Genomic DNA, 25,370 nt, shown 5'->3' on the forward strand with positions numbered 1-25,370 from the left:
GGGAAATCAGCCCCTGGCGAAGCGCATGATGCCGTTCTCGCAGGACACGCGGATCGTATCCTTGGCGCCGAACTTCCCTTCCAGGATGGCCTTGGCCAGCGGGTTCTCGATCTGCTGCTGGATGGCGCGCTTGAGCGGACGGGCGCCGAATACCGGGTCGAAGCCGGCCATGGCCAGTTCGGACAGGGCGCCGTCATCGACGACGATGCCCATTTCCAACTGCGCCAGCCGTTTTTCAAGATAACCGAGCTGTATCTTCGCGATGCCGGCGATGTGCTTTTCATCCAGCGCGTGGAAGACCACCACCTCGTCGATGCGGTTGATGAACTCGGGCCGGAAGTAGGTTTTCACCTCGGCCATCACCGCCATCTTGATCACGCCGTAATCGTCGCCCGACATCTGCTGGATCATCTGGCTGCCGAGGTTGGAGGTCATGACGATCACCGTGTTCTTGAAATCCACGGTACGTCCCTGGCCGTCGGTCATCCGGCCGTCGTCGAGCACCTGCAGCAGCACGTTGAAGACGTCCGGGTGCGCCTTCTCGACCTCGTCGAGGAGGATCACCGAGTACGGCTTGCGGCGCACGGCCTCGGTCAGGTAGCCGCCTTCCTCGTAGCCGACATAGCCCGGCGGCGCGCCGATCAGGCGGGCGACCGAGTGCTTCTCCATGAACTCGCTCATGTCGATGCGGATCAGGTGCTCCTCGGAATCGAACATGAACTCGGCCAGCGCCTTGCACAGCTCGGTCTTGCCGACACCGGTCGGCCCGAGGAAGAGGAAGGAGCCGTAGGGGCGATTCGGATCGGACAGACCGGCGCGCGAGCGGCGGATGGCGTCGGCCACCAGGCGCACGGCTTCATCCTGGCCGACGACGCGCTTGTGCAGGCGCTCTTCCATCTTCAGCAGCTTGTCGCGCTCGCCCTGCATCATCTTGCTGACCGGAATGCCGGTGGCACGGCTGACCACCTCGGCGATTTCCTCGGCGCCGACCTGGGTACGCAGCAGCTTGTTCTTCGGTTGCGCCCCATCGCCGGCCGCTTCGGCGCTCTTCAATTGCGCCTCGAGCTGCGGCAACTTGCCGTATTGCAGCTCGGCGACCTTGTCCAGCTTGCCTTCGCGCTGGAATCTGGCGATGTCGGCCTTGAGATGGTCGATTTCCTCCTTAATCTGGGCGGAGCCGAGCACGGCCGACTTCTCGGCCTTCCAGATTTCCTCGAGGTCGGAATATTCCTTGGTCAGGCGGGCGATTTCGTCCTCGATCAGGCCGAGGCGCTTGATCGAAGCCTCGTCCTTTTCCTTCTTGACGGCTTCGCGCTCGATCTTGAGCTGGATGATGCGGCGGTCGAGCTTGTCCATCGACTCCGGCTTGGAGTCGATTTCCATCTTGATGCGGGCGGCCGCCTCGTCGATCAGGTCGATGGCCTTGTCGGGCAGGAAGCGGTCGGTGATGTAGCGGTGGCTCAACTCGGCGGCGGCGACGATGGCCGGGTCGGTGATGTCCACGCCGTGGTGCAGTTCGTACTTTTCCTGCAGGCCGCGCAGGATGGCGATGGTCGATTCGACGCTCGGCTCGTCGACCAGCACCTTCTGGAAGCGGCGCTCGAGCGCGGCGTCCTTCTCGATGTACTTGCGGTATTCGTCGAGCGTCGTGGCGCCGATGCAGTGCAGCTCGCCGCGCGCCAGGGCCGGCTTGAGCATGTTGCCGGCGTCGATGGCGCCCTCGGCCTTGCCGGCGCCGACCATGGTGTGCAGTTCGTCGATGAACAGGATGATCCTGCCCTCGTCCTGCGCCACTTCCTTGAGCACCGCCTTCAGCCGCTCCTCGAACTCGCCGCGATACTTGGCGCCGGCGAGCAGGCCGGCCATGTCGAGGACCAGCACCTTCTTGCCCTTCAGGGTCTCCGGCACTTCCTCGTTGACGATGCGCTGGGCCAGGCCTTCGACGATGGCCGTCTTGCCGACGCCCGGCTCGCCGATCAGCACCGGGTTGTTCTTGGTACGCCGCTGCAGGATCTGGATGGCGCGGCGGATTTCGTCGTCGCGGCCGATCACCGGGTCGAGCTTGCCCTGGGCGGCGCGCTCGGTGAGGTCGATGCAGTATTTCTTCAGCGATTCGCGCTGGCCTTCGGCTTCCTGCGAATCGACACCCTGCCCGCCGCGCACGGCCATGATCGCCGCTTCGACCGACTTGCGGCTCAGGCCGTGCTGCCTGGCGAGGCGCCCGGTTTCGTTCTTGTCGTCGCACAGGGCGAGCAGGAACATCTCGCTGGCGATGAACTGGTCGCCGCGCTTCTGGGCTTCCTTGTCGGTCAGGTTGAGCAGGTTGTTCAGGTCGCGGCCGACCGACACGTCGCCACCATGCCCTTCGACCTTGGGCAGGCGGGTCAGCGCCTGCTCCAGGTCGCGCTTCAGGCCCGGCACATTGACCCCGGCCCGCGACAGCAGCGACGAGGTGCCGCCGTCGTCCTGCTGCAGCAGGGCCAGCAGCAGGTGCTGCGGCTCGATGAACTGCTGGTCGCCGCCGATGGCCAGGCTCTGCGCATCGGCTAAAGCTTGCTGAAACTTGGTCGTGAATTTATCGAGTCGCATGAACAATCTCCCATAGCGGAATTTCCAATACCGGACAGATAGGGACAGCCCCCGGCAATTTCAAGCCGCCGACGACAATCCGGCGCTTATTTGATATTTCGGGATTCTTTGTGACTTGGCTTGTGCTAAATTGGCAACATAAAAGTATTATTTTTGGCACTTATGCCAACTCACTTCACCATCCAAGAGGAGAGCGACATGTCGAGCAAGGGACTGACGCTACGCACCAAACTGCTCGCCATGACGGCAGTTACCATTGCCGCCCTGGGCGTGCTGTTCTTTGTGCTGCTGGTCAACGAGAAGAGCCAGATGCTCGAAGATCGACAAGCAAAAGTACGAAATCTGGTCGAAGTGGCCCATGCAACGGCCGCACACTTCGAAAAATCGGCGCGGGACGGCCAGATATCGATGGATGAAGCCAAGCAGCGCGCGGCCGCGGCAATCCGCAACATGCGCTACGACAAGGTCGAGTATTTCTGGATCAACGACCTGCAGGACCTGATGGTCATGCATCCGATCAAGCCCGAGCTCGAGGGCAAAAAGCTGGACCAGCTGAAAGACAAGAACGGCAAGTTGCTGTTCCTCGAGTTCAACAAGGTGGTCAACGCCAAAGGCGCCGGCTTCGTCGATTACCTGTGGCCGAAGCCGGGCTCCGACGAGGGGGTTCCCAAGATATCCTATGTCATGGGCTTCGCTCCCTGGGGCTGGGTCATCGGTTCCGGCATCTATGTTGACGACGTGGACGCCAAGTTCCGCGCCGATGCTGTCAAGCTGGGCATCTGGGGCTTGCTGATCGGCGGCTTCATCGCCGTCTCGCTGCTCATCCTCTCGCGCAACATCATCCGCACGCTGGGCGGCGACCCGTCGCTTGCCTCGGCCATCACGCAGCGCATCGCCAGCGGCGACCTGGCGACCCCGGTCGACTGCGATGCCAACGACAAAACCAGCTTGCTGGCCAACATCCGGACCATGCAGGAAACCCTGCGCAACATGATCGCCAGTATCGTCAGCAATGCCGAACAGGTTGCCAGCGCCGCCGATCAGCTGCTCCACGCCTCCGAAGCCGTTGCCGACCGCGCCAGCCAGCAGAGCGATGCGGCTTCGTCGATGGCCGCCTCGGTGGAGGAAATGGCCGTGAGCATCGACCAGGTCAGGGAAAATGCCGCGGAAGCCCATGGCATCTCGCAAACGGCGGGTTCGCTGTCGCAGGAGGGCGCCTCCGTCATCCACCATGCCGCCAGCGAAATGCGCAAGATTTCCGAAGCGGTCCAGTCCTCGTCGCAGATCGTCGAGGAGCTGGGGCGGCAATCAGACCAGATCACATCCATCGTCAATACCATCAAGGAAATTGCCGACCAGACCAACCTGCTCGCCCTCAATGCCGCCATCGAAGCGGCGCGCGCCGGCGAACAGGGGCGCGGCTTCGCCGTCGTCGCCGACGAGGTGCGCAAGCTGGCCGAGCGCACCAGCCTGTCGACCACCGAGATCGCCGGCATGGTTTCCAAGATACAGACCGGCACGCGCAACGCGGTCGACAGCATGCAGGCCGGGGTGGAACAAGTGACCAACGGCGTCGCGCTGGCCAACCAGGCCGGGGAATCGATCAACCAGATCCGCGACGGTGCCTCGCGCGTCACCGACGTGGTGAACGGCATTTCCGAGTCGATTGCCGAACAGAGCATGGCCGGCAACGAAATCGCCCAGAAGCTGGAAACCATCGCCCAGATGTCCGAGGAAAGCGCCCTCGCCGTCCGCCAGACCTCCGATGCCGCGCGCCACCTGCAATCGCTGTCCGCATCGCTCCACCAGACGGTCGCCCGCTTCCGGACCTGAACGCGGGCAGGGTCCCGGCTTGTCCCGGGGCCCTACTCGATGAAGCGCTCGGCGCGCTTCATGACTTGCCGAACGCGATCGAAATCCGCATCGCTGGCAGCAACCAGCCCATCGCGACTGAGCAGCTCGAGTTCCGCCGCCGACAAACCCAGCAAGGCCCGAACCAGGATATCGGCCGCCGCCGTGGGGAAATCGGCCCTCGCCACCCAGGCATGCGCCGGGCTCTTCATGGTGTGGATCAGGCGGAACTTCTTCTCCACCCCGTATTTGTTGAAGGTCACTTCATTCGAGGCGCCGGCATCGAAACCGCCTTCACCGACTCCCTTGAAGACCTTGTCGTGGCGCTGCAGGTAGCGAAAGCCGGCCAGGTCGCTGGCATGTATCCCCACCTCGAGAAGGGCGGCCTGCGGGTAATAGCGGCCGGTGGTCGAGTTGGGCGAGCCGAAGGCGAAGGTCTTTCCCCGCAGATCCCTGAGCGTGCGAACGTCGGAGCTGGCCGGCACGAAAATATAGCCGGTCAGCAAACGCGAGCCATTCTGCGTCTCCATGGCCAGCAACCTCAAGGACGGCTTCTGCTCCTTGGCCAGGACGTAATTCACCGGCCCCATGCGCGCGAAATCGACCCTCCCGGCGACAAGCTCCTGAATCGCCTCTTCATAGCTCTGGAGAATGCGGATCTCGATATCCACCCGGTAACCGGCCGCCGAGAGGCGCTTTTCGAGGCCGGCCCGTATGGGTTTGATCTTTTCCAGCTCCTCGCTGGGCAACTCGGAAGGATAGGTGCCAAGGACCAGCCGCCGCGGCATCGTCGACGCCGAATCCGAGGCCAGCGCGAGGCTGTGCGCCACGACCAGGAAAAGCACGGCCGCACGGCCAAGCACGGAGCGCCACCACATCGCCAGGCCCATCGTGCCGCGCCTCAGGTATTCCAGCGCTCGGCGGCGCTGTCGTCCGCTTCGCGGGCGTCCACCCAGCGCCCGCCATCCGGGGTCGCTTCCTTCTTCCAGAACGGCGCGCGCGTCTTCAGGTAATCCATGACGAACTCGCAGGCGGCGAAGGCCTCGCCGCGATGCGCGCTGGTCACCGCGACCAGCACGATCTGGTCGCACGGCTTCAACGGCCCGACGCGATGGATGACCAGCACATCGTAGAGTTCCCAGCGGCCCCTGGCTTCGGCGACGATTTCCTCGAGCGCCTTCTCGGTCATGCCGGGATAATGCTCCAGCGTCATTTCCGACACCGACGCGCCGTCGTTGAGGTCGCGCACCAGGCCGAGAAAACTGGCCAGCGCCCCGACCCGGGCGTCGCCGGCCCGCAGCGCGGCCAGTTCCGCACCAACATCGAAATCCGCTTCCTGCACCCGAACCGTCATCCCGCCCTCCACCTGTTTGTCTGGTTTGCCAACAACTAGCAACTAAGACTGCTTCAAGCCACTTCGCGCGCTTCGAGGAAGCGCAGGTTGGGATACTTCTCTTTGACCATGTTCAGGTACACATTGTTCGGCGCCAGGTAGACCGGATCGTCGGCCCCGTCGAGCGCGACGTTGGCGCTGTAGCGGTCGGACAGCTGGCGCAGTTCGGCGGCATCGCCGGTGATCCAGCGCGCCGTCGAGCAGTTGTAGCTTTCGAAGATGACCTGCACGCCGTATTCGTGCTCCAGGCGGTGCGCCACGACGTCGAACTGCAGCGCGCCGACCGCGCCGAGGATCATGTCGGAGCCGGAAATCGGGCGGAACAGCTGGGTCGCCCCCTCCTCCGCCAGCTGCTGCAGGCCCTTCTGCAGCTGCTTGATCTTCAGCGGATTGCCGATGCGCGCCAGGCGGAACATTTCCGGCGCGAAGGACGGAATGCCGGTGAAACGCAGGTCCTCGCCCTCGGTGAAGGTCTCGCCGAGGCGGATGGTGCCGTGGTTGGGGATGCCGATGATGTCGCCGGACCACGCCTCGTCGGCGGTGGAGCGGTCGCGCGCCATGAAGGTGATGGCGTTGTTGATCGACAGGGTCTTGCCGGTGGCCACCTGCTTGACCTTCATGCCCCGGTCGAAGCGGCCGGAACAGACGCGCAGGAAGGCGATGCGGTCGCGGTGCTTGGGGTCCATGTTGGCCTGGATCTTGAACACGAAGCCGGAGAACTTGCCCTCGTTCGGGGGCACCTGGCGCGCCTCGCCCTTGGCCAGGGCGGGACGGGAAATGGGGGCGGGCGACAGTTCGACGACGGCATCGAGCAGGCTCTGCACGCCGAAGTTGTTGACCGCCGAGCCGAAGAACACCGGCGTCTGCTTGCCCGACAGGTAGGCCTCGGCATCGAAGGGATGCGAGGCGCCGCGCACCAGTTCGATGTCGGTGCGCAGTTCGTCGGCCTGCGAGCCGATCAGCTCGTCGAGGCGCGGGTTGTCGAGGCCCTGGATGATCTCGGCCGTGCCCTTCTCGGCCTGCGGGTCGAAGAAGGCGATGGTGTCGTCGTAGAGGTGATAGACGCCGCGGAAACGCTTGCCCATGCCGATCGGCCAGGTGATCGGGGCGCACTGCATGCCGAGCACCGACTCGATCTCGTCGAGCAGGTCGATCGGCTCCTTGCCTTCGCGGTCGAGCTTGTTGATGAAGGTCAGGATCGGCGTGTCGCGCATGCGGCAGACGTTGAGCAGCTTGATGGTCTGCGCCTCGACGCCGTTGACCGAGTCGATGACCATGGTCGCCGAGTCGACGGCGGTCAGCGTGCGGTAGGTGTCTTCCGAGAAGTCTTCGTGGCCCGGCGTGTCGAGCAGGTTGATCATGCATTCGCGGTAGGGGAACTGCATGACCGACGAGGTCACCGAGATGCCGCGCTGCTTTTCCAGCTCCATCCAGTCCGAGGTGGCGTGGCGCGAGGCCTTGCGGGCGCGCACTTCGCCGGCGACCTGGATGGCGCCGCCGAACCACAGCAGCTTTTCGGTCAGCGTGGTTTTACCCGCGTCGGGGTGGGAGATGATCGCGAAGGTGCGACGGCGGGAGATTTCTTGGTCGAGAGCGGACACGGCGGACGGTTGAATGCGGAAAACCGCGCATTATACCCCGTCCGGCAAGCACCTCAGCCCGGCAGCGCGGCCCGGTACAGCGCCCGGCTGGTGTAGGCCAGCCACGGCAGGGTCAGCAACAGTAGCGGCAGGGCCAGAATGCTGCCGATCACCGTCGCCGACAGCAGCACGGCCCACACCATGGTCGTCGGGAAATTGCCGAAGACGACGCGGACGCTGGTCACCACCGCCTCGACCAGCCCGGCCCGGCGCTCGCACAGCAGCGGCACGGCAAAGGCCGATATGGCGAAGAGCAGGAAGGCGACCACCGCTCCGGAGACCGAAGACCACAGCACGAAACGCGAGACATTGGCCGAGGCCGGCAGCAACTCGCCCAGCCAGACCGGCACGTCGCCGATCATGTAGGCGTAGAGAATCGCCGCATCGGTCACGAAGATCATGAACAGCAGGCCGCAAACCAGCGCCAGCGCCCAGATGGCGCGGCTGGCGCCGGAAAATCCGGCCGCCACCGACGACCAGGCCGCGCCCTTTCCCGCCTGGTGATCGCGGGCGATGCCGAAGAAGCCGGCGAGGATGGCCGGCCCGACCAGCATGAAGGCGCCCGCCGCCGCGATGACGAAGGGCGTCCAGCCGCGGGCCAGCAGACCGCCGATGATGCCGGCGCCGGCGAGCACGAAAATCGCGGTGTAGGCGATGCTGGTTCCCCGCGTCTCGCCGGCCAGTCGCCAACCTTCGGCCAGGGCATCGAACAGGGTGTCGAGATTGAGCGGTTGGGCGGTCATGGCGTCTCCGGTGTCGTCGCGCCCAACGGGCGCAATCCCGTACGAGACTAGCGGAGCCGGCCGCCCGGCTCTCTAATGCAGATCAAATTTGCCGGCCGCTCAGACGGCGACCAGCGTTTGCCGGCCATACCATTCGTCGCCGGCCGCCACGACCACCGGCTGCTCGGCCGCGGCTTCGACGCACAGCATATGCCGCCAGCCGTCGGCCGGCATGTCGGCCATCGCCGCGCATTTATCGACCCACGGGTTCCATACCACCACGTCCGGGAAACCCTGGCTCTGCGTCGCCAGGCTGAGGTTGCCGGCCTGCAGCAATTGCGGCCGCTTCACCCGGCGATAGACGCGATCCATCTCGGCGTCGACGGCGATGTGGGTGCCGCTGTCGCGAATCACCGCGTCGCCGTTGGCGGCATCGCGATAGTCATGGCCGTACAGGCCTTCCAGCGTCACGTCCTCGACCTGGACCACGCGCAGGTAGGTATGCAGGGCGCCGGTGAAGGCGAATTCGGCGCCGCCGGTATTGGTCACGCTCAACTCGAGGTCGAGGCGGTCGGCCTCGAGCATCACCGTCAATTCGAGGCGGAAGGCGTGCGGCCACAGGGCGCGGGTCGCCTCGTCATCGGCCAGCTCCAGCGTGGCCAGCGCATAGTCGTCGCCGCTGCGCTGCGCACCGGCCTGCCAGATGCGGGTCCGCACGAAGCCGTGCTTGGGCAGGTCGCCCAGGCCGGAAAACTGCGGCCAGCAGACCGGAATGCCGCCCCGGATGGCGACGCTGCCGTCGAAAACGGCCTTGTCGGACAGGAACAGGCGCTCGCGACCGTCCGGCGTGATCCAGGAGAGCACCTGGGCGCCCAGTTTGCTGACCACGGCGCTGGCGCCGCGCGGCCCTTGCAGACGCAGGGCCGGGATGCCGTGGAATTCGATTTCTTCAATGCAGGGTTTCATGTGTATTCGGAACGACGTAGAGGTGGGGGCGGACATGCAGCATGTCGACGTGATGGCCGGTCATGGTGACGCTGCCAAAACAGCGATTATTGCCCGTATCGCTGTATTCGAAGGCAAAAATACGCTGCAGCCGCAACACGCCCTCGTCATCCCGCTGCCATTTCACGGAACGTCCGACCACGGTTTCGTCGAGAAACTGCAAGCCCTCCTCCCGGCAGGCATTGCGTGCCGCCAGAACCCCGATCTCGCGCGCCTTCAGGCTGTCGAGCCAAAACCATATGGCGCCGGCGAGCGCACACAGAAGCAACAATTCATACCAGTTCATGGCATTAGTATACGAAAAGCGGAAATTCTCCACAGAAAATCGATCAGATTTATCTGATAATTCGCACGTCGAATTTCATCCCCAGACCATGGACTCCCCGCTGCAATTATTTCGCGAATTGCTCCCGTTCGGCCCGTCAAGCGCCGAACAGAAGAGCGTTGCGGCAGTCCGCGGCCTGCTGGATACCCTGATCGGCCTGTCGCCGCAGGAAACGGTGGCCAAACTGGCCTCCTCGGTCCTGCCGACGGTGAATCGCCAGCCCAACCTCCACATGCGCTTCAAGCTGCTCGAGGACATCCGGCACGAAACCGAGCAGGCGCTGCCGACGCTCGAGCAGGAAATCAGCCAGGCCGTCCTGCCGCTGCCGCTCGTCACGACGACCGCCGCGCTCCATGTCGACAACCTGCTCAAGGGCCTGTCGCTGGCCTACGCCAGCATCGCGCGGGGCATCAACAAGGGGCAGCTCGAAAGCGGCATGAGCCATCTCTTCCACCGCAGCGTCCAGCGCGCGATGGCCATGGTTTCCCGTCGCCAGCTGCTGGCCTACCGGGCCTACGCCGCGCCCTCCGCGTCGTCCTGGCAGACCCTGCACGATCTCTACCAGATGGTGCGCGGGCCGCTCTCCATGCCGCTGAACGGCGAAACGGCGCCCATCGAGCACGAATACCTCGGCGCGCTGCTGTTCGCCTACCTGGAGCCGAGCAAGCTGCCGCGCTCCGAACTCGAGATGATCAACATCTGCTCGCGCCAGCTGGCGGCCTATGCCGGCATCGGCGACGCGCTGGCCGACCCCGCCGGCGTCAAGCATCCCGACTCCTGCTTCATGGTGCGCCCCGACGAAGGCAATCCCGGCCACCCGCTGTCGCGCCTACCGGCATCCACCTCCACCTTCGGCAGCCTGCTGGTCGATTGCTCGCAGGTGCTGGCGGCGCTCGACCGCAACATCACCCGCCGCCCCGGCAAAACCGTCGAGCCGGACCTCAACGCGCCGCCCGCCGTGCTGCAGTCGCTGCGCGTGGCGATTGGCGGCAAGAGCTCGCGACGCTTCAGCCGGACCCACTTCCGCCCGCGCGGCGACCTGGTTTCCGGATTCAATTCCGTCGTCACCTTTCTCGACGGCAATGCCTTTTCGCGACGCTCGGTCGATGCGGCCCATCGTTACAACGGGCGCGAGTTCACCTCCAGCGAATGGGCGCTGGTCGACGAAAGCCCGGACGGATTCCGCCTCCGCTTCATCAAGGGCGAAAAGAAAACGCTCGGGGCCGGCGACATCGTCGCCCTGCAGCCCCGCGAATCGAGCAAGATCCACGTCTGCTTCGTCCGCCGCATCTCGTCGTCGCAGGTCCGCCTGGAAATCGGGCTCCAGCTCATGTCGCCGCAGGTCAGCGTGGTCGATGTCACCATCGAGGACGTGGCGGAGGATTGCCGGGCCATCTTCCTGCACAGCCTGCCGGCTTACGGCAAGTTTTCCGGCCTGATCATCCCGCCGGGTAGCTATCGTTCCGGCCAGAAGGTCCTGGTCAAGCTGCCCGGACGCTCCCTGCTCCGCCAGCTCGGCACCTGCATGGAAGCCAACGATGGCCTGGCCTTCTTCGCCCTGGAGCAGCTCCCCGACTAGGGAGCGCTCGCCGCCCGCCCCGGCGCTTGCCTGCCGCAGCGACTACGCGGCACAATCCCGGCCTTGTCCGGCACCGGACATCCCCCACCCGAAACAGGCCCCCTTCCCGATGCTCAGCTACCGCCACGCCTTTCACGCCGGCAACCACGCCGACGTACTGAAACACCTCATCCTCGTCCAGATCGCTGAATACATGGGCGAAAAGCCGGCACCGTTCTGGATCGTCGACACCCACGCGGGGGCCGGGCGCTATTCGCTGGAGTCGCCGCACGCCACCAAACTGGGCGAATACAAGGACGGCATCGGCCGCCTGTGGGACGCCAAGGGCCTGCCGCCGGCGGTCACCGACTATGTCGATCTCGTCCGCCAACTGAATCCCGACGACAAGCTGAAGCACTATCCCGGCTCGCCGTGGCTGGCCCGCCAGCTGTTGCGCGACAGCGACCGGCTGCGCGTCTTCGAAATGCACAGCACCGACATCAAGCTGCTGCAGGAATGCTTCAAGGGCAGCGGCCGCGCCGTCACGGTTTCCGAAGGCGACGGCTTCGCCGGGCTGAAGGCGCTGCTGCCGCCCCCGCCGCGGCGCGCCCTGGTGCTGATCGACCCCTCCTACGAAACCCGGAACGACTACGCCGCCGTGGTCAAGGCCTTGCAGGAAGCCCTGAAACGCTTCCCGACCGGCACCTATGCGGTGTGGTACCCGATGCTCGCCAAGCTCGAATCCCGCCAGCTGCCGGAACGCCTGAAAGGCCTGGGTGCCAAGAACTGGCTGCACGCCACGCTGGAAGTAAAGGCGCCGGCCAAGGACGGTTTCGGCATGAACGGCAGCGGCATGTTCATCATCAATCCGCCATGGACGCTGGAAAGGAAGCTGCACGAGACCCTGCCCCGGGTAAGCGAACTGCTGGCCCAGGGCGACGGTGCGAAATACGTGCTGGAGAGCGAATCAACCTAGTTGTTAGTTGCTGGTCTTTAGCAAATACGAGGACGCCGTGGCGCCCTCCCCAACTTCGCCAACATCTGGCAACTGACAGCTAAAGAAGCTCGGTGTACTTGGCCCGCGAACCGTAGGCCTTGGCGACCGGGTACTTGTCTTCGTTCTTGCGCAGCTTGGCGTAGGCCGCCGCGGCGAGGTCGATGCCGGCCTTGTCGGCGACCAGCAGCAGGAGCAGCAGGATGTCGGCGCATTCGTCGCGCAGGGCCTCGGCCGACCGGGCATCGTCCGGCATCGCGTCGATCTCGGCATCGCTCTTCCATTGCGTCAGTTCGAGCAGTTCGGCCGCCTCGAGATTGAGCGACACGATCAGGTTGCGCAGCGAATGGAACTGGCGCCAGTCGCGCGCATCGCGAAAGGCCTGTATGGCGGCGGTGAGTGCGGCAAGTTCGCTCATGTCCCGGGTCCTCGATTCGAAGCGGCGATGATGCCAGTCGCCGGCCCTGCCGACAACGTCGGTGGTCAGCTTCGCAATTTACGAAACATGAAAGCTGGTCTTTGCCCCCTGGCGTTGTTGCTCATCCTCGCGATAGCTTCGGCTATCGCTGCGGTTCGCGCCTAGCCAGGAACGCAAATCCGGCGCCTTCATTTGTTCCGCCAATTACGAAGCAGACCACTAAAATGTCGGCATTTCCGCCCCCCGCAACGCTCCATGAAACTTCCGTCGCTGAACACGCAAATCCTGATCGGCTGCCTGCTCGGCCTGGCGGGCGGCGCCTGGCTGTCGTCGCCGGGGGCCGCGCCGGTCGTGCCGGAAGTGCTGTACGGCGCCAGGATGGTCGGCAACCTCTTCCTCGACCTGCTGCGCATGGTCCTGGTGCCGCTGGTTTTCGCCTCCATCGTCACCGGCGTCGCCAACCTGCGCGCCCACGACCAGATGCACCGGGTGTGGACGACGACGCTGGCGTTCTTTTTCCTGACCATGGGCGTAGCCATCGTCATCGGTTTCGGCGCCGCCCATCTTTTCCGCCCCGGCGACGGGCTGCAGCTGGAGATGTTCGCCGAGGCGACGCGCAATTACCAGGCGCGGCAGATGCCCCTACCCGACTACATCGCGCAATTCATGCGCGGGCTGTTCCAGAACCCGTTCAAGGCGCTGGCCCAGGGCGACATCCTCGCCGTGGTGATCGTGGCGCTGTTCCTCGGCATCGCGCTGGTCGTCGGCGGCGAGCGCTACCGCAACATCGGCAGGCTGATGAGCGAACTCCAGGAGCTGTGCCTGATGGTCGTCGGCTGGATCATGCGCCTCGCCCCGCTCGGCCTGGCCGCCCTGCTGCTGCAACTGGTCGCCACGCAAAACCACGCCATGCTGCTCAGCCTCGGCCACTTCATCGCCGTCGTCATCGGGTCGACCCTGTTCCACGGCCTTGTCGTCCTGCCGCTCATCCTCTGGCTGGTCACCCGCCACTCGCCGTGGCAATTCCTCAAGGGCTCGCGCGAAGCGCTGCTCACCGCCTTCGTCACCAGCTCCAGCGCGGCGACGCTGCCCGTCACCCTGCGCTGCACCGAACAGCACCTGCACGTCAGGAAGGACATCGCCAGCTTCGTCGTGCCGCTCGGCGCCACGGTCAACATGGACGGCACCGCCCTCTACGAAGCGGCGGCGGCCCTGTTCATCGCCCGCCTGGCCGGCATCGAGCTCGATATCGCCAGCCAGCTCATCGTCTTCTTCGTCGCCATGCTCGGCGCCATCGGGGCGCCGGGGATTCCCAGCGTCGGCATGCTGTCGATGGTGCTCGTGCTCGAATCGGTCGGCCTGCCCACCGAAGCCATCGCCATCCTGCTGCCCATCGACCGCATCCTCGACACCGTCCGCACCGCCGTCAATGTCGAAGGCGACATGATCGGCAGCCTGGTCGTGCAAAAACTGGCGGGCGACGCCCGGGAAACCTGACGCTCAGCGCCCGGGCACCTCGATGCCCTGGCGCTGCAGCCATGCGCTGTCGAGCTCCCAGCGCACCTCCCTGATGCCCGGTTGGGCCAGGACGATACCCCTGGCTTCGTCCTGCACCTGCCCGAGCAGGCGCTCGACGGCGATGAAGGCCGGGTTGTTGGCGTCCTTGACGTTGATATCCGGGTAGAGCACGCCGAGCATGCGGAAGGCCGGCACATCGAAATTGCGCGGCGTGGACATCACGGCCGTTTCGCCTTCCACCCGCAGCACCCGGAACCGGTAGGGATAATCCTTCAATTTCTGGCTGGCATCGCGCTCCAGTACCCGGTTCACTTCCCGGGTCCGCGGGTCGGGCCGCTGGATGGCCCAATCGAGGGCGACCAGCAAGGCCAGCGCGATGACGATCCACTGCCACGACTTGATGGCACGAAAATTCATATCGACTCCTTGAAAATGCCCCGCCGGCAGGACTCAGCGTAACATGTGCGGGTTTGCCGCGGTCGCCCGATGCCGACCGCGACCGATAGCCAAAGGAGAAACCATGCCCCTGTTCAAACTCGGCGACAAGACGCCGCAACTCGGCGACAACGCCTGGGTCGCCCCCAATGCCACGGTGATCGGCGACGTCCGCCTGGGCAAGAACGCCTCGATCTGGTGGAACGCCACCCTGCGCGGCGACAACGACCCCATCCACATCGGCGACAACACCAATATCCAGGACGGATCGGTGCTCCACACCGACGAAGGCGTGCCCATGCACATCGGCAACGACGTCACCGTCGGCCACCTGGTCATGCTGCACGGCTGCACGGTGGGCGACGGCAGCCTGATCGGCATCGGCTCGGTCGTCCTCAACCGCGCCGTGATCGGCAAGGGCTGCATCGTCGGCGCCAATACGCTGATCCCCGAAGGCAAGGTATTCCCCGACCGCTCGCTGATCGTCGGCTCCCCCGGCAAGGTGGTGCGCGAACTGAGCGATGCGGACGTCGCCAACCTGAAAAAGTCGGCGGAGCACTACGTCGACAACGCCGCCCGCTACCGCGACAAGCTTCAGGAAATCTAAGGCGCATGCGCCTCCCGGTCGCCCTCGCGCTGCTGGCCCTGGCCCTGCCGGCCCGGGCGGCCGACCCGTGCGAGGAACTCCCGAAGCCCTCGGTGACCGTCAAGCGGCTGGAAACGCCGCTGGCGCTCAACACGACCTACAGCTACCGGTCGCTGACCAACCTCGGCGCGGCCCGGGCCCGCCCCGGCCAGCAGGTGCTCGGCCTGACCCGCGGAAACGCGACCGCGCGCTTCGCCTCGAACACGCCATCCATCGTCGACGGCGGCAAGCGCTGGGAATGCGCCAGCCCGCAGATCGTCCTGAGCTACGGCTTCAGTCCGCTGACCGTCTACGTGGCCCGCGAGTTTCCGCCGGGCAGCTGTGCCCATAAGGAAATCCACGAACACGAGATGCGCCATGTGCAGGCCTACCTCAAGCATCAGGCCGACATCGAGAAAACCGTCGCCGATACGCTCAATGCCCGCTTTGCCACCGGCGCGCCGTGGCGGGGTGCGGCCGGCGAGGTCACGGCGCGCCTGCAGGACGAGCTGAACGAACGCTGGCTACCCTACGTGCAGCGTGAGCTCCGGAAAGTCGAGGCGGCGCAGGCCGTGATCGACAGCGACGAAGAATACGAGCGGGTGGCCAACGCCTGCGCCGGCGAAATCGCCAAACGGCTGCGCGGCAGCAAGTAAGCGGGCAGTAAAAAGGCCACCGGCGTATCGACGGTGGCCTTCCGGCGCAAAGGGAAGCGCGCGGGTCAGACGGTGCTTGCCAGGTTCGACAAGGTGATGTTCTGGCTCATCTGCTCCATGACCTTCTGCAGGCCGACGCGGGCCTTGGTGTTGATCACCAGCGGCGCGCGCAGGCTCGGGATGATCGCCGCCTTGCCGCCCTCTTCCTGCTTGAACAGGACCTGCATCACGGCAACGTCTTCGGCGGCCGGCGATTGCAGGATGGCCGTCTCGGCATCGGACAGCGCCAGCTCGTAGTTGAAGCCGAGCGTCACCGGATCGACGATCTGCAGGGCCAGCGCCGGGTCGTCCAGCGACTGCAGCGTGTAGCTGCTCGGCTGGGCATTGCCTTCCTCGTGCACCAGCATGAAACGCTTGTTCTGCTCGAACCCGACCAGGCCGTTCGGGAACGCGATGACCTTTTCCGGACTCACCTCGACCGCACCGAACAAATAAGTTTCTACTTTCATACCCCCTCCTCCTCGATTTAATTGGAATATCGATCCCGACCATCCTACACCAACTGCGCGTGGTTGTATTTTCCGGCCGGATTGCGCATAGTTCACCCCCCTTTTTTGCTGCACTGCCGCACCCATGCTCGCACCCATCGAACACCGCATCGCCCTTGAACTCAGCGTTCGCCCGGCCCAGGTCATCGCCGCCATCGCCCTCCTCGACGAAGGCGCGACCGTGCCCTTCATCGCCCGCTACCGCAAGGAAGTCACCGGCGAGCTGGACGACACCCAGTTGCGCAACCTCGCCGAACGGCTGACCTACCTGCGCGACCTCGAAGACCGCCGCGCCGCCGTGCTCGCCAGCATCGAGGAACAGGGCAAGCTGACGCCCGAACTGAAGGCCGAGATCGACGATGCCGAAACCAAGCAGCGCCTGGAAGACCTCTACCTGCCGTACAAGCAGAAACGCCGCACCAAGGCGCAGATCGCCCGCGAAGCCGGCATCGAGCCGCTCGCCCTCGGCCTGCTGGCAGACCCCGAGCTGACGCCGGACGACGAAGCCGAAAAATTCATCAACGCCGACGCCGGTTTCGCCGACACCAAGGCGGTGCTCGACGGCGCCCGCCAGATCCTGATGGAGAAGTTCGCCGAAGACGCCGACCTGCTGGCCCAGCTGCGCGAATACCTCAACGAGCACGGCCAGGTCCGCTCCCAGGTTGTCGAAGGCAAGGAAGCGGAAGGCGCCAAGTTCCGCGACTGGTTCGACTTCGCCGAGCCGATCGAAGCGATGCCCTCGCACCGCGCCCTGGCCCTGCTCCGCGGCCGCAACGAAGGTGTGCTCGGCGTCACCCTGGTGCTCGACTCGGAACTCGACGAAGAAGCCGTCAAGCCCGGCCCCAATCCCTGCGAGCTGCGCATCGCCGCCCGCTTCGGCATCAAGCACCAGAACCGCCCGGCCGACAAGTGGCTGCAGGACACCGTGCGCTGGACCTGGAAGGTCAAGGTCTATACCCACCTCGAACTGGAGCTGATGAACGAGCTGCGCGAGCGCGCCGAGGAAGAGGCCATCCGCATCTTCGGCAAGAACCTCAAGGACCTGCTGCTCGCCGCCCCGGCCGGCCAGCACGTGACCATGGGCGTCGACCCGGGCATCCGTACCGGCTGCAAGATCGCCGTCGTCGACGCCACCGGCAAGCTGCTCGACACCGCCACCATCTACCCGCACGAGCCGCGCAACGACTGGGGCGGCTCGATCTCGACCATCGCCCGCCTGGCCTCGGCGCACGGCGTGTCGCTGGTCGCCATCGGCAACGGCACGGCCAGCCGCGAGACCGACAAGCTGGTTCAGGACGTCATGAAGAAGTACCCGGAAGCGCGGCTGACCAAGATCGTCGTCTCGGAAGCCGGCGCCTCGGTCTATTCGGCCTCCGAACTGGCTGCCAAGGAATTCCCCGACCTCGACGTCTCGATCCGCGGCGCCGTGTCCATCGCCCGCCGCCTGCAGGACCCGCTGGCCGAACTGGTCAAGATCGACCCGAAATCCATCGGCGTCGGCCAGTACCAGCACGACGTGTCGCAGACCAAGCTGGCGCGCAACCTCGACGCCGTCGTCGAGGACTGCGTGAACGCCGTCGGCGTCGACGTGAATACCGCCTCGGTGCCGCTGCTCACCCGCATTTCCGGCCTCAACGCCGGGCTGGCCGCCAACATCGTCGGCTACCGCGACGCCAACGGCGCCTTCAAGAGCCGCGACGACCTCAAGAAGGTGCCGCGCCTCGGCGACAAGACCTTCGAACAGGCCGCCGGCTTCCTGCGCGTGCCGAACGGCGACAACCCGCTCGACGCCTCGTCGGTGCACCCGGAAGCCTATCCGCTGGTCGAGAAGATCATTGTCGACCTGAAGAAGCCGATCAAGGAAATCATGGGCGACGGCCGCCTGCTCAAGAGCCTCAGCGCCAGCAAGTTCACCGACGAGCGCTTCGGCCTGCCGACCGTGCAGGACATCCTGAAGGAACTGGAGAAACCCGGCCGCGACCCGCGCCCCGAGTTCAAGACGGCGACCTTCACCGACGGCGTCGAAAAGGTCGGCGACCTGCGCCCAGGCATGATCCTCGAAGGCGTCGTCACCAACGTCGCCGCCTTCGGCGCCTTCGTCGACATCGGCGTACACCAGGACGGCCTGGTGCATGTCTCGGCGCTGTCCACCACCTTCGTCAAGGACCCGCACGACGTGGTCAAGGCCGGCCAGGTGGTGAAAGTGAAGGTGCTGGAAGTCGACCTGCCGCGCCAGCGCATCGCGCTGACCATGCGCATGGGCGACGAGCCGACCCAAGGCAAGCGCCCCGACGGCGCCCCGGCCAATCGCGGCAATCCGCCCCCTCGCCAGCGCCCCACGGGGAGTTCCCCTGGAGGACGCAGCAGCAGCCCGGCTCCCTCCGGCAATGCAATGGCAGCTGCCTTCGCCAAGCTGCGCAAGTGAATGCGATGAGCGACCGAAAGCATCGGTAAAAATCGAAAAAGCGGCTGCAAAGCCGCTTTTTTTTCGCCGGAACCCGGGAGCACTCCGCGACGCGCGAACGAGCGATGCGCACCGGTCGCGCCCGGTTGAACAAATGCCGACCGGGCATGTCGACTGCTTACCGCTGGCACGATCTTCTGTCGCTTTTTCGCTGCGCCAACTCGCGAGGAGAACCCCATGAACAAGACTCCCTTCTACCTGGTTCTGGCGCTGCTCGCCTTGCCCCTTGGCGCGCAGGCCGATGCCGGCGCGGTTACGATCGTTTCGCCGGCCAATGGCGCCACGCTCGATGCGATGGCCGAGAACAGGATCACCTACGACGTCGCCCCGGGTCCGCAAGGCGACCATACCCACCTTTATGTCGACGGCAAGGAGATCGCTGTACTGCGTCAATTGAAGGGGAGTTACACATTGGCCTCCCTGGCGCCGGGCGCTCATGAACTGTGCATCAAGGTGGTCAACAAGAACCACACGCCGATCGGCATCGAAAAATGCGTCAAGGTGAAGGTTCAGTGATCGATTGCCGTGGATCTGCAGAACCTGGCCTATGCGCTGATTCAAGTTGCGCATAATTTCGGCGCCGCGGCGGTGATCGGTGGGGCCGTTGCTGGCTGGCTGACCCAGCGCCGCGACGTGGCACCAGCGCCCACACTGGTTTGGCTGATCCTCGCCGGCTGGGCATTGCAGGCGGCCAGCGGTGCGGGATTCGGGCTGGTCAGCCTGGCCTACTACGGGAAGTTCCCCGATCTTCATGGGGTGGCCGTCGCTGCCCTGGCGATCAAATTGAGTTGTGCGACGGGCGGGTTGATATTGGGCACGCTCCTTCTCAAACGCTCCGGCACATGGTCGGCGGCGCGCCGCCGTCAGGCCTGGAGCGGACTCGTCGGCCTGGCCGCGACAGCCCTTTCGGCAGCCGCCTTCCTGCGCTGGTTTGCCTGAGACGGGTGAGCAAATTGCCGGAACTCCTCCCGCCTCCCATAGCCTAATGATTACCAGCAAGCTGAATCGTAATAATCCATGTGCTTGGCTGAAACACTTTGCGAAGTGGGCGCGTGGACGGTAGTTGGAATTAGCTTCTGGCAAGGCCCCTGGTTTGGCGTACAACCCCAGGGGCCTTCTATTGCCGCCAATGTTCGGCCGGCACCTGCCTCGGTCGCCGAAATACGCATTCCTATAATTCACCGCCGGGCGCCCATCTGCGTCGGCCTGGCTGAGGCATCGGCGCAAAAACTGAGATAATTCCGACGTTTTGGCACCCACAGCATCAACGGAGAACGACCATGCCCGCCATTCGCGTCTATGGCATCAAAAATTGCGACACGATGAAAAAAGCCATGAACTGGCTTTCCGAAAACGGTATTGCCTATGAATTCGTCGATTACAAGAAGGCCGGTGTCGCCGAGGCCGGGCTAGCGGACTGGAACGCCCGTGCCGGCTGGGAAAAACTGCTCAACACCCGCGGCTTGATGTGGAAGAAACTGAGCGACGACGAACGCGCCAACGTCGACGAGGCCAAGGCCCTGCATCTGATGACACAGTATCCCTCGCTGATCAAGCGTCCTGTCCTCGATACCGGCCAGCAGTTGCTGGTCGGTTTTTCCCCGGAGAACTACGCGGAGCAACTCAAATGAGCGACAGTTTCGTCCGCCGTTTCCTGTTCGAAGGACTGGATATCCGCGGTGCCATCGTGCACCTCGGCGACGCCTGGACAGCCATGCAGCACGACCGCGACTACCAGCCCACCGTCGCCCAGCTGCTCGGCGAAACGGCGGCCGTCACCGCGCTGATCGCCGCCCAGTTGAAGCAGCCCGGACGCCTGACCCTGCAATTGCGCGGCGGCGGCCCGATCCAGCTGCTGGTCATGGACTGCAACGAAAAGCTGCAGATGCGCGGCATGGCGCGCAGCAACCCGGTGGTGCTGCCGGCGCCGGTGCCCGAGCTGCTCGGCGCGCACCAGGGCGGCCAGTTGCTGATGAGCCTCGACCTGCCGACCGCGCGCCAGCCCTACCAGAGCTACGTGCCCATGGTCGGCGACAGCATCGCCGGCATCTTCGAACACTACCTGGAGCAATCCGAGCAGCAGCCCTCCCGCCTGTTCGCCACGGCCAGCCCACGCGCCGCCGTCTGCCTGTTCCTGCAGAAAATGCCGGATGCCGATGCCCGCGACCCTGACGGCTGGCATCGCGTCACGCAGCTCGCCGCCACGGTGAAGACCGCCGAATTGCTCGAACTCGACGCCGAAAGCCTGCTTAGCCGCCTTTTCCACGAAGACATCGAGGCGCACGGCATCCGTCTCTACGACCCGCTGCCGGTTGCCTATCACTGCCCGGAGGACTGGGAAAAGGTGCGCGACATGATCCGCGGCATCGGTCGTGCGGACGCCGAGGCCATCCTCGCCGAGCATGGCGAAATCCTGATCCGGGACGACATCTGCAACCGCAGCTATCGCTTTACGCCGGATGACGTGGCGGCGCTGTTTGCGGCCAGCGAAGGACGGGCACTGAATTGACCTCCGGAAACGATCCCGACGTCCTCGGCCCGCAGGTTGCGCTGCTGTATCGCAACCTGCGCCTGGGACAGATCGTTTCCATTCTCAACACCGGCCTGCTGCTCTGGGTCGGCTCGGCGCACCTGGCCAAGGAATACCTGATCGCCTGGGGCGGCACCGCCCTGGCCGTCGCCCTGCTGCGCCTGTTCGCCGATCACGGCTACCGACGGCTGGAGGTCGCCGAACGCAACGCGCAGGCCGCAGGCTGGCGCAAGCGCGCCATTGTCGGCGCCTGCCTCGGCGGCCTGGTCTGGGCCAGCGGCGCCGTCCTCTTCATGACGGCAGGCGACCCGGTCCTCAAGCTGTTCACCGCCTTCGTCATGGCCGGCATGGTGGCGGGCGCGGTCCAGGTCGTCGCGGCGGACCTCACCACCTTTCGCTGCTACGCCTGGCCGATCGTCCTGGCGGTTGCGCTGTGCGGCTTCAGTTTCGACGGCATGGGGATCGCCTTCTCCCTGATGAGCCTGCTTTTCCTTGTCACCGTCACCCGCAGCGCCCGGTTTTTCAACGAAGCCCTGCACGATGCGATCCGGCTCGAGCGCGAGCAGGCAAAACTGGCCGCCCACCTGGCCCAGGCCCGGGAGGTCGCCGAACGATCGCTTCGCGCGAAGACCGAGTTCCTGTCGAACATCAGCCACGAACTCCGCACCCCGATGAACGGCATCATCGGCATCACCGACCTGCTGATACTCGATGCCCAGCCGGAACAGAAGGAACTGCTCAACCACCTTCGCCTGTCGTCCGACCTCCTGATGACGCAGATCAACAATCTGATCAAGCTGTCCGAACTCGAAGCCGAACAGGTCCATCTGAGCCCCGCCCCCTTCCTGTGCGCCGACCTGCTCACCCGGGCCACCCATCGCCGCCACAAGGATGCGGCCGCCAAGGGAATCGCCATCCGCCACGCGTCCGCGCCGGACATCCCGAGGAGCCTCGTTGGCGACAGCGACTGCCTCCTCGGCGCACTCGAGCACCTGATCGACAACGCGATCAAATTCACCGAAACGGGTGCCGTCAGCGTTTCCGCCCATCTCGCTCAAGGCGGCGCCGACGCGGTCTGGATAGAATTTGCCGTCAGCGACACCGGTCACGGCATGTCGCCGGATTCGCTCGAGGCCATCGAGGGCTTGCTGATCCAGGCCGACGGCTCGAGCATCCGGCGCCACGGTGGCCTGGGCGTTGGCCTGGCGATCGTTCGCCGCCTGACCAAACTGATGGGTGGCGAACTGCGCATCGCCAGCACCCCCGGCCAAGGCAGCACCTTCAGCCTTGTCGTCCCGCTGCAGCTGCCGGCGCCGGAAACGCCCGCCGACAGCGCCTCGGCCTGAAGCGCCACCGGGCGCTCAGAGCACCTTGCCCGGATTCATCAGGCCGCGCGGGTCCAGCGCCTGCTTGACCGAGCGCATCATCGCCATTTCCACCGCGCTCTTGTAGCGCAGGATCTCGTCGCGCTTGAGCTGCCCCAGGCCGTGCTCGGCGGAAATCGAGCCGTTGCAGGCATGGACCAGGTCATGCACGATGCGATTGACCTGCGGCTGGCCGGCGAGAAAGGCCGCGTTGTCCTGGGCGTCGGGTTTGGACAGGTTGTAGTGCAGGTTGCCGTCCCCGACATGCCCGAAGGCGACGACGCGTATCCCCGGGTAGGCCTTGGCCAGCGCCGCGTCGGCCGCGGCCAGGAAATCGGCGATGCGCGACACCGGCACCGCCACGTCGTGCTTGATGCTGATGCCCTCGATCTTCTGGGCTTCGGAAATATGCTCGCGCAAGGCCCAGAGCTTTCCGGCCTGGGCTTCCGAGGCGGCCACCACGCCGTCGCTCACCGCGCCGGATTCCAGGCGCGCCGCCAGCCAACGCTCGACGGCAGCCGCTTCGGCATCCGAAAACTCGGCCAGCACATACCACGGGCTGGCGACGCCCGGGCGCACGGCCCCCGGGATGTTCTTCAGAACCAGTTGCAGGGCGGTTTCCGAGACCAGCTCGAAAGCCGTGAGCTGGGCATCGAAAGCCGACTTGGCGGCGTTGAGCAGATCGACCGCCGCCGCCGGCGAGGCGACGTGGAGCCAGCAGGTGATTTGCCGCTTCGGCAGCGGAAAGAGCTTGAGCACGGCGGCCGTGATAACACCGAGCGTTCCCTCGGCGCCGATGAACAGGTGTTTCAGGTCGTAGCCGGTATTGTCCTTGCGCAGTCCGCGCAGGCCGTCCCAGACTTCACCGTCGGGCAGCACGACCTCCAGGCCGAGCGTCAGTTCGCGGGTATTGCCGTAGCGCAGCACCTGGACGCCGCCGGCGTTGGTCGACAGGTTGCCGCCGATCTGGCACGTTCCCTCGGAAGCGAGCGCCAGCGGAAACAGGCGGTCGGCGGCGCGTGCCGCTTCCTGCACGGCGGCCAGGGTACACCCGGCTTCGACGGTGATGGTGTTGTTGCCGGTGTCCACCGCCCGCACGCGGTTCAGCCGCCCCAGGCTGAGGACGACCGCCTGGCCTGCCGCATCCGGCGTCGCCGCGCCGCACAGGCTGGTATTGCCGCCCTGCGGCACGATGGCCGCGCCGGCCGCGGCGCAGGCGCGAACCACGGCCGCCACTTCGGCGGCGCTGCCCGGGCGGACCACGCATTGCGCCGCGCCGCAGTAACGGCCGCGCCAGTCGGTGACGAAGGGCGCGACATCGGCCGGCCCGGTCAGCACCTGGGCGGTGCCGACGATGCCGGCCAGGGTGGCGATCAGGTCAGGCGAGCTGGGCGTAGAGGTCGTGGTGGTCGGCATCGATGACCCTGACCTTCAGGAAATCGCCCGGCTGGGCGTCGAAATGCCCGTCGAGATAGACCAGGCCGTCGATTTCCGGCGCATCGGCCTTGGAACGGGCGATCGTGCCCTCCTCGTCCACCTCGTCGACCAGCACGTCGATGACGGTGTCGATCTTGGCGGCCAGCTTCTCGGCGGAAATGTCTTCCTGCACCTGCATCAGCCAGCGCCGGCGATCCTCGCGCACGTCTTCCGGCAGCAGCAGGCCGAGGTCGTTGGCGACCGCGCCTTCGACCGGCGAGTAGGCGAAGGCGCCGACGCGGTCGAGGCGGGCATCCTCGAGGAACTGGATGAGCTGGTCGAAATCCTCCTCGGTTTCGCCGGGGAAGCCGGTGATGAAGGTCGAGCGGATGACGATTTCCGGGCAGATCTCGCGCCACTTGCGGATGCGCTCCAGCGTGTTCTCGGCCGAGGCCGGGCGCTTCATGGCCTTGAGGATCTTCGGGCTGGCGTGCTGGAAGGGCACGTCGAGGTAAGGCAGGATCTTGCCCTCGGCCATCAGCGGAATGACGTCGTCGACCGAGGGGTAGGGATAGACGTAGTGCAGGCGGACCCAGATGCCGAACTGCGCCATCGCCTCGCACAATTCCTTGAGGCGGGTCTTGACCGGCTTGCCGCCCCAGAAGGCGGTGCGGTATTTGACGTCGACGCCGTAGGCCGAGGTGTCCTGCGAGATGACCAGCAGTTCCTTGACGCCGGCGCGGGCGAGGTTCTCGGCTTCGGCCAGCACGTCGCCGACCGGGCGCGAGACCAGCGAGCCGCGCAGCGACGGGATGATGCAGAAGGTGCAGCTGTGGTTGCAGCCTTCGGAAATCTTCAGGTAGGCGTAGTGGTCCGGCGTCAGGCGCACGCCCTGCGGCGGCACGAGGTCGGTATAGGGATCGTGCGGCTTGGGCAGGTGCTGGTGCACGTAGCCCATCACCTCGTCGGCGGCATGCGGGCCGGTGACGGCGAGCACGGACGGGTGCGTGCTCTGCACGATGTCGCCCTTGGCGCCCAGGCAGCCGGTGACGATGACCTTGCCGTTTTCGTTGAGCGCCTCGCCGATGGCGTCGAGCGACTCTTCCACCGCGGCGTCGATGAAGCCGCAGGTGTTGACGATGACCAGGTCGGCGTCGTCGTAGTTGGGCGACAGGTTGTAGCCTTCGGCGCGCAACTTGGTGAGGATGCGTTCGGTGTCGGAACCGGCCTTCGGGCAGCCGAGCGATACGATGCCGACGGTCGGCACTTTGAGTTCAGTAGTCATGCGATAAAACCTTGTCCGGCGTCGCCGGCGAGCA

General features: G+C 65.3%; 24 protein-coding genes. 12 read left to right on the forward strand and 12 right to left on the reverse strand.

From position 1 onward, the window contains the following. Nucleotides 1-6: 6 nt before the first annotated feature. The gene (gene clpB / locus Q0P59_RS00215; protein WP_295002245.1) at nt 7-2,589 is read right to left on the reverse strand and encodes an ATP-dependent chaperone ClpB; all 2,583 of its coding nucleotides are present in this window, start codon (nt 2,587-2,589) and stop codon (nt 7-9) included. A 198-nt stretch (nt 2,590-2,787) separates the two neighbouring features. Between clpB and Q0P59_RS00220 the strand changes: the two genes are divergently transcribed. Next, nucleotides 2,788-4,422, forward strand: a complete 1,635-nt coding sequence (locus Q0P59_RS00220; RefSeq protein ID WP_295002247.1) for a methyl-accepting chemotaxis protein — start codon at nt 2,788-2,790, stop codon at nt 4,420-4,422. A gap of 32 nt (nt 4,423-4,454) precedes the next feature. Here Q0P59_RS00220 and Q0P59_RS00225 read toward each other — a convergent pair whose 3' ends face one another. From Q0P59_RS00225 to Q0P59_RS00250, 6 genes are all read right to left on the reverse strand, one after another. Beyond that, nucleotides 4,455-5,330, reverse strand: coding sequence for a PhnD/SsuA/transferrin family substrate-binding protein (locus tag Q0P59_RS00225; protein WP_295002249.1), 876 nt, complete (start codon nt 5,328-5,330; stop codon nt 4,455-4,457). A gap of 11 nt (nt 5,331-5,341) precedes the next feature. Beyond that, complete coding sequence (moaE, locus tag Q0P59_RS00230; protein WP_295002251.1) at nt 5,342-5,794, reverse strand: molybdopterin synthase catalytic subunit MoaE; 453 nt, start codon at nt 5,792-5,794, stop codon at nt 5,342-5,344. Nucleotides 5,795-5,847: 53 nt separating this feature from the next. Continuing rightward, on the reverse strand, nt 5,848-7,434 hold the full coding sequence (locus tag Q0P59_RS00235; protein WP_295002253.1) for a peptide chain release factor 3: 1,587 nt from the start codon (nt 7,432-7,434) through the stop codon (nt 5,848-5,850). Between the two features lie 53 nt (nt 7,435-7,487). After that, nucleotides 7,488-8,216 (reverse strand): DUF2189 domain-containing protein, encoded by a 729-nt coding sequence (locus Q0P59_RS00240; protein WP_295002255.1) that lies wholly within the window; start codon nt 8,214-8,216, stop codon nt 7,488-7,490. Nucleotides 8,217-8,315: 99 nt separating this feature from the next. Further along, nucleotides 8,316-9,161, reverse strand: coding sequence for a D-hexose-6-phosphate mutarotase (locus tag Q0P59_RS00245; RefSeq protein WP_295002257.1), 846 nt, complete (start codon nt 9,159-9,161; stop codon nt 8,316-8,318). After that, a complete protein-coding gene (locus Q0P59_RS00250) occupies nt 9,145-9,486 on the reverse strand; it encodes a DUF3301 domain-containing protein (RefSeq protein WP_295002259.1) in 342 nt (113 codons plus the stop codon). The genes Q0P59_RS00245 and Q0P59_RS00250 overlap by 17 nt, the downstream gene beginning before the upstream one ends. An 88-nt stretch (nt 9,487-9,574) precedes the next feature. Here Q0P59_RS00250 and Q0P59_RS00255 point away from each other — a divergent pair, with 88 nt between their 5' ends. Further along, nucleotides 9,575-11,104: a hypothetical protein gene (locus tag Q0P59_RS00255; RefSeq protein ID WP_295002261.1), complete on the forward strand. Its 1,530-nt coding sequence runs from the start codon at nt 9,575-9,577 to the stop codon at nt 11,102-11,104. Then, nucleotides 11,064-12,059, forward strand: coding sequence for a 23S rRNA (adenine(2030)-N(6))-methyltransferase RlmJ (gene rlmJ, locus Q0P59_RS00260; RefSeq protein ID WP_366090024.1), 996 nt, complete (start codon nt 11,064-11,066; stop codon nt 12,057-12,059). The genes Q0P59_RS00255 and rlmJ overlap by 41 nt, the downstream gene beginning before the upstream one ends. 79 nt (nt 12,060-12,138) lie before the next feature. Here the strand turns inward: rlmJ and Q0P59_RS00265 are convergent, their stop codons facing one another. Further along, a complete protein-coding gene (locus Q0P59_RS00265; protein ID WP_295002263.1) occupies nt 12,139-12,495 on the reverse strand; it encodes a nucleotide pyrophosphohydrolase in 357 nt (118 codons plus the stop codon). A gap of 255 nt (nt 12,496-12,750) precedes the next feature. Here Q0P59_RS00265 and Q0P59_RS00270 point away from each other — a divergent pair, with 255 nt between their 5' ends. Continuing rightward, nucleotides 12,751-13,992, forward strand: coding sequence for a dicarboxylate/amino acid:cation symporter (locus Q0P59_RS00270; protein ID WP_295002265.1), 1,242 nt, complete (start codon nt 12,751-12,753; stop codon nt 13,990-13,992). A gap of 3 nt (nt 13,993-13,995) precedes the next feature. Here the strand turns inward: Q0P59_RS00270 and Q0P59_RS00275 are convergent, their stop codons facing one another. Further along, complete coding sequence (locus Q0P59_RS00275; protein WP_295002267.1) at nt 13,996-14,430, reverse strand: hypothetical protein; 435 nt, start codon at nt 14,428-14,430, stop codon at nt 13,996-13,998. A gap of 103 nt (nt 14,431-14,533) precedes the next feature. Here Q0P59_RS00275 and Q0P59_RS00280 point away from each other — a divergent pair, with 103 nt between their 5' ends. Then, nucleotides 14,534-15,055 carry a gamma carbonic anhydrase family protein gene (locus Q0P59_RS00280; RefSeq protein WP_295002269.1) on the forward strand — a complete coding sequence of 174 codons (522 nt, stop codon included), beginning with the start codon at nt 14,534-14,536 and terminating at the stop codon, nt 15,053-15,055. Between the two features lie 5 nt (nt 15,056-15,060). Beyond that, the gene (locus Q0P59_RS00285) at nt 15,061-15,729 is read left to right on the forward strand and encodes a hypothetical protein (protein WP_295002271.1); all 669 of its coding nucleotides are present in this window, start codon (nt 15,061-15,063) and stop codon (nt 15,727-15,729) included. Nucleotides 15,730-15,794: 65 nt separating this feature from the next. Here Q0P59_RS00285 and fliW read toward each other — a convergent pair whose 3' ends face one another. After that, nucleotides 15,795-16,238 carry a flagellar assembly protein FliW gene (gene fliW, locus Q0P59_RS00290; RefSeq protein ID WP_295002273.1) on the reverse strand — a complete coding sequence of 148 codons (444 nt, stop codon included), beginning with the start codon at nt 16,236-16,238 and terminating at the stop codon, nt 15,795-15,797. 124 nt (nt 16,239-16,362) lie between these two features. Between fliW and Q0P59_RS00295 the strand changes: the two genes are divergently transcribed. From Q0P59_RS00295 to Q0P59_RS00320, 6 genes are all read left to right on the forward strand, one after another. Further along, entirely contained in the window at nt 16,363-18,702 is a 2,340-nt protein-coding gene (locus tag Q0P59_RS00295) for a Tex family protein (RefSeq protein ID WP_295002275.1), read from the forward strand. A 216-nt stretch (nt 18,703-18,918) separates the two neighbouring features. Then, nucleotides 18,919-19,257 (forward strand): hypothetical protein, encoded by a 339-nt coding sequence (locus tag Q0P59_RS00300; protein ID WP_295002277.1) that lies wholly within the window; start codon nt 18,919-18,921, stop codon nt 19,255-19,257. Between the two features lie 9 nt (nt 19,258-19,266). Beyond that, complete coding sequence (locus Q0P59_RS00305) at nt 19,267-19,680, forward strand: hypothetical protein (protein ID WP_295002279.1); 414 nt, start codon at nt 19,267-19,269, stop codon at nt 19,678-19,680. A 341-nt stretch (nt 19,681-20,021) separates the two neighbouring features. Next, on the forward strand, nt 20,022-20,372 hold the full coding sequence (locus tag Q0P59_RS00310) for an ArsC family reductase (protein WP_295002281.1): 351 nt from the start codon (nt 20,022-20,024) through the stop codon (nt 20,370-20,372). Then, nucleotides 20,369-21,250: an Hsp33 family molecular chaperone HslO gene (locus Q0P59_RS00315; RefSeq protein WP_295002283.1), complete on the forward strand. Its 882-nt coding sequence runs from the start codon at nt 20,369-20,371 to the stop codon at nt 21,248-21,250. The genes Q0P59_RS00310 and Q0P59_RS00315 overlap by 4 nt, the downstream gene beginning before the upstream one ends. Further along, on the forward strand, nt 21,247-22,617 hold the full coding sequence (locus Q0P59_RS00320) for a HAMP domain-containing sensor histidine kinase (protein ID WP_295002285.1): 1,371 nt from the start codon (nt 21,247-21,249) through the stop codon (nt 22,615-22,617). Before Q0P59_RS00315 ends, Q0P59_RS00320 begins: the two co-directional genes overlap by 4 nt. Before the next feature lie 15 nt (nt 22,618-22,632). On the opposite strand, the gene Q0P59_RS00325 is transcribed toward Q0P59_RS00320, so the two are convergent. After that, entirely contained in the window at nt 22,633-24,051 is a 1,419-nt protein-coding gene (locus tag Q0P59_RS00325; protein WP_295002287.1) for an FAD-binding oxidoreductase, read from the reverse strand. Beyond that, nucleotides 24,014-25,336: a 30S ribosomal protein S12 methylthiotransferase RimO gene (gene rimO, locus Q0P59_RS00330; RefSeq protein ID WP_295002289.1), complete on the reverse strand. Its 1,323-nt coding sequence runs from the start codon at nt 25,334-25,336 to the stop codon at nt 24,014-24,016. The genes Q0P59_RS00325 and rimO overlap by 38 nt, the downstream gene beginning before the upstream one ends. Between the last annotated feature and the right edge of the window lie 34 nt (nt 25,337-25,370).

Origin of the sequence: uncultured Dechloromonas sp. (assembly GCF_945957265.1) — a bacterium.
Taxonomy (GTDB): domain Bacteria; phylum Pseudomonadota; class Gammaproteobacteria; order Burkholderiales; family Rhodocyclaceae; genus Azonexus.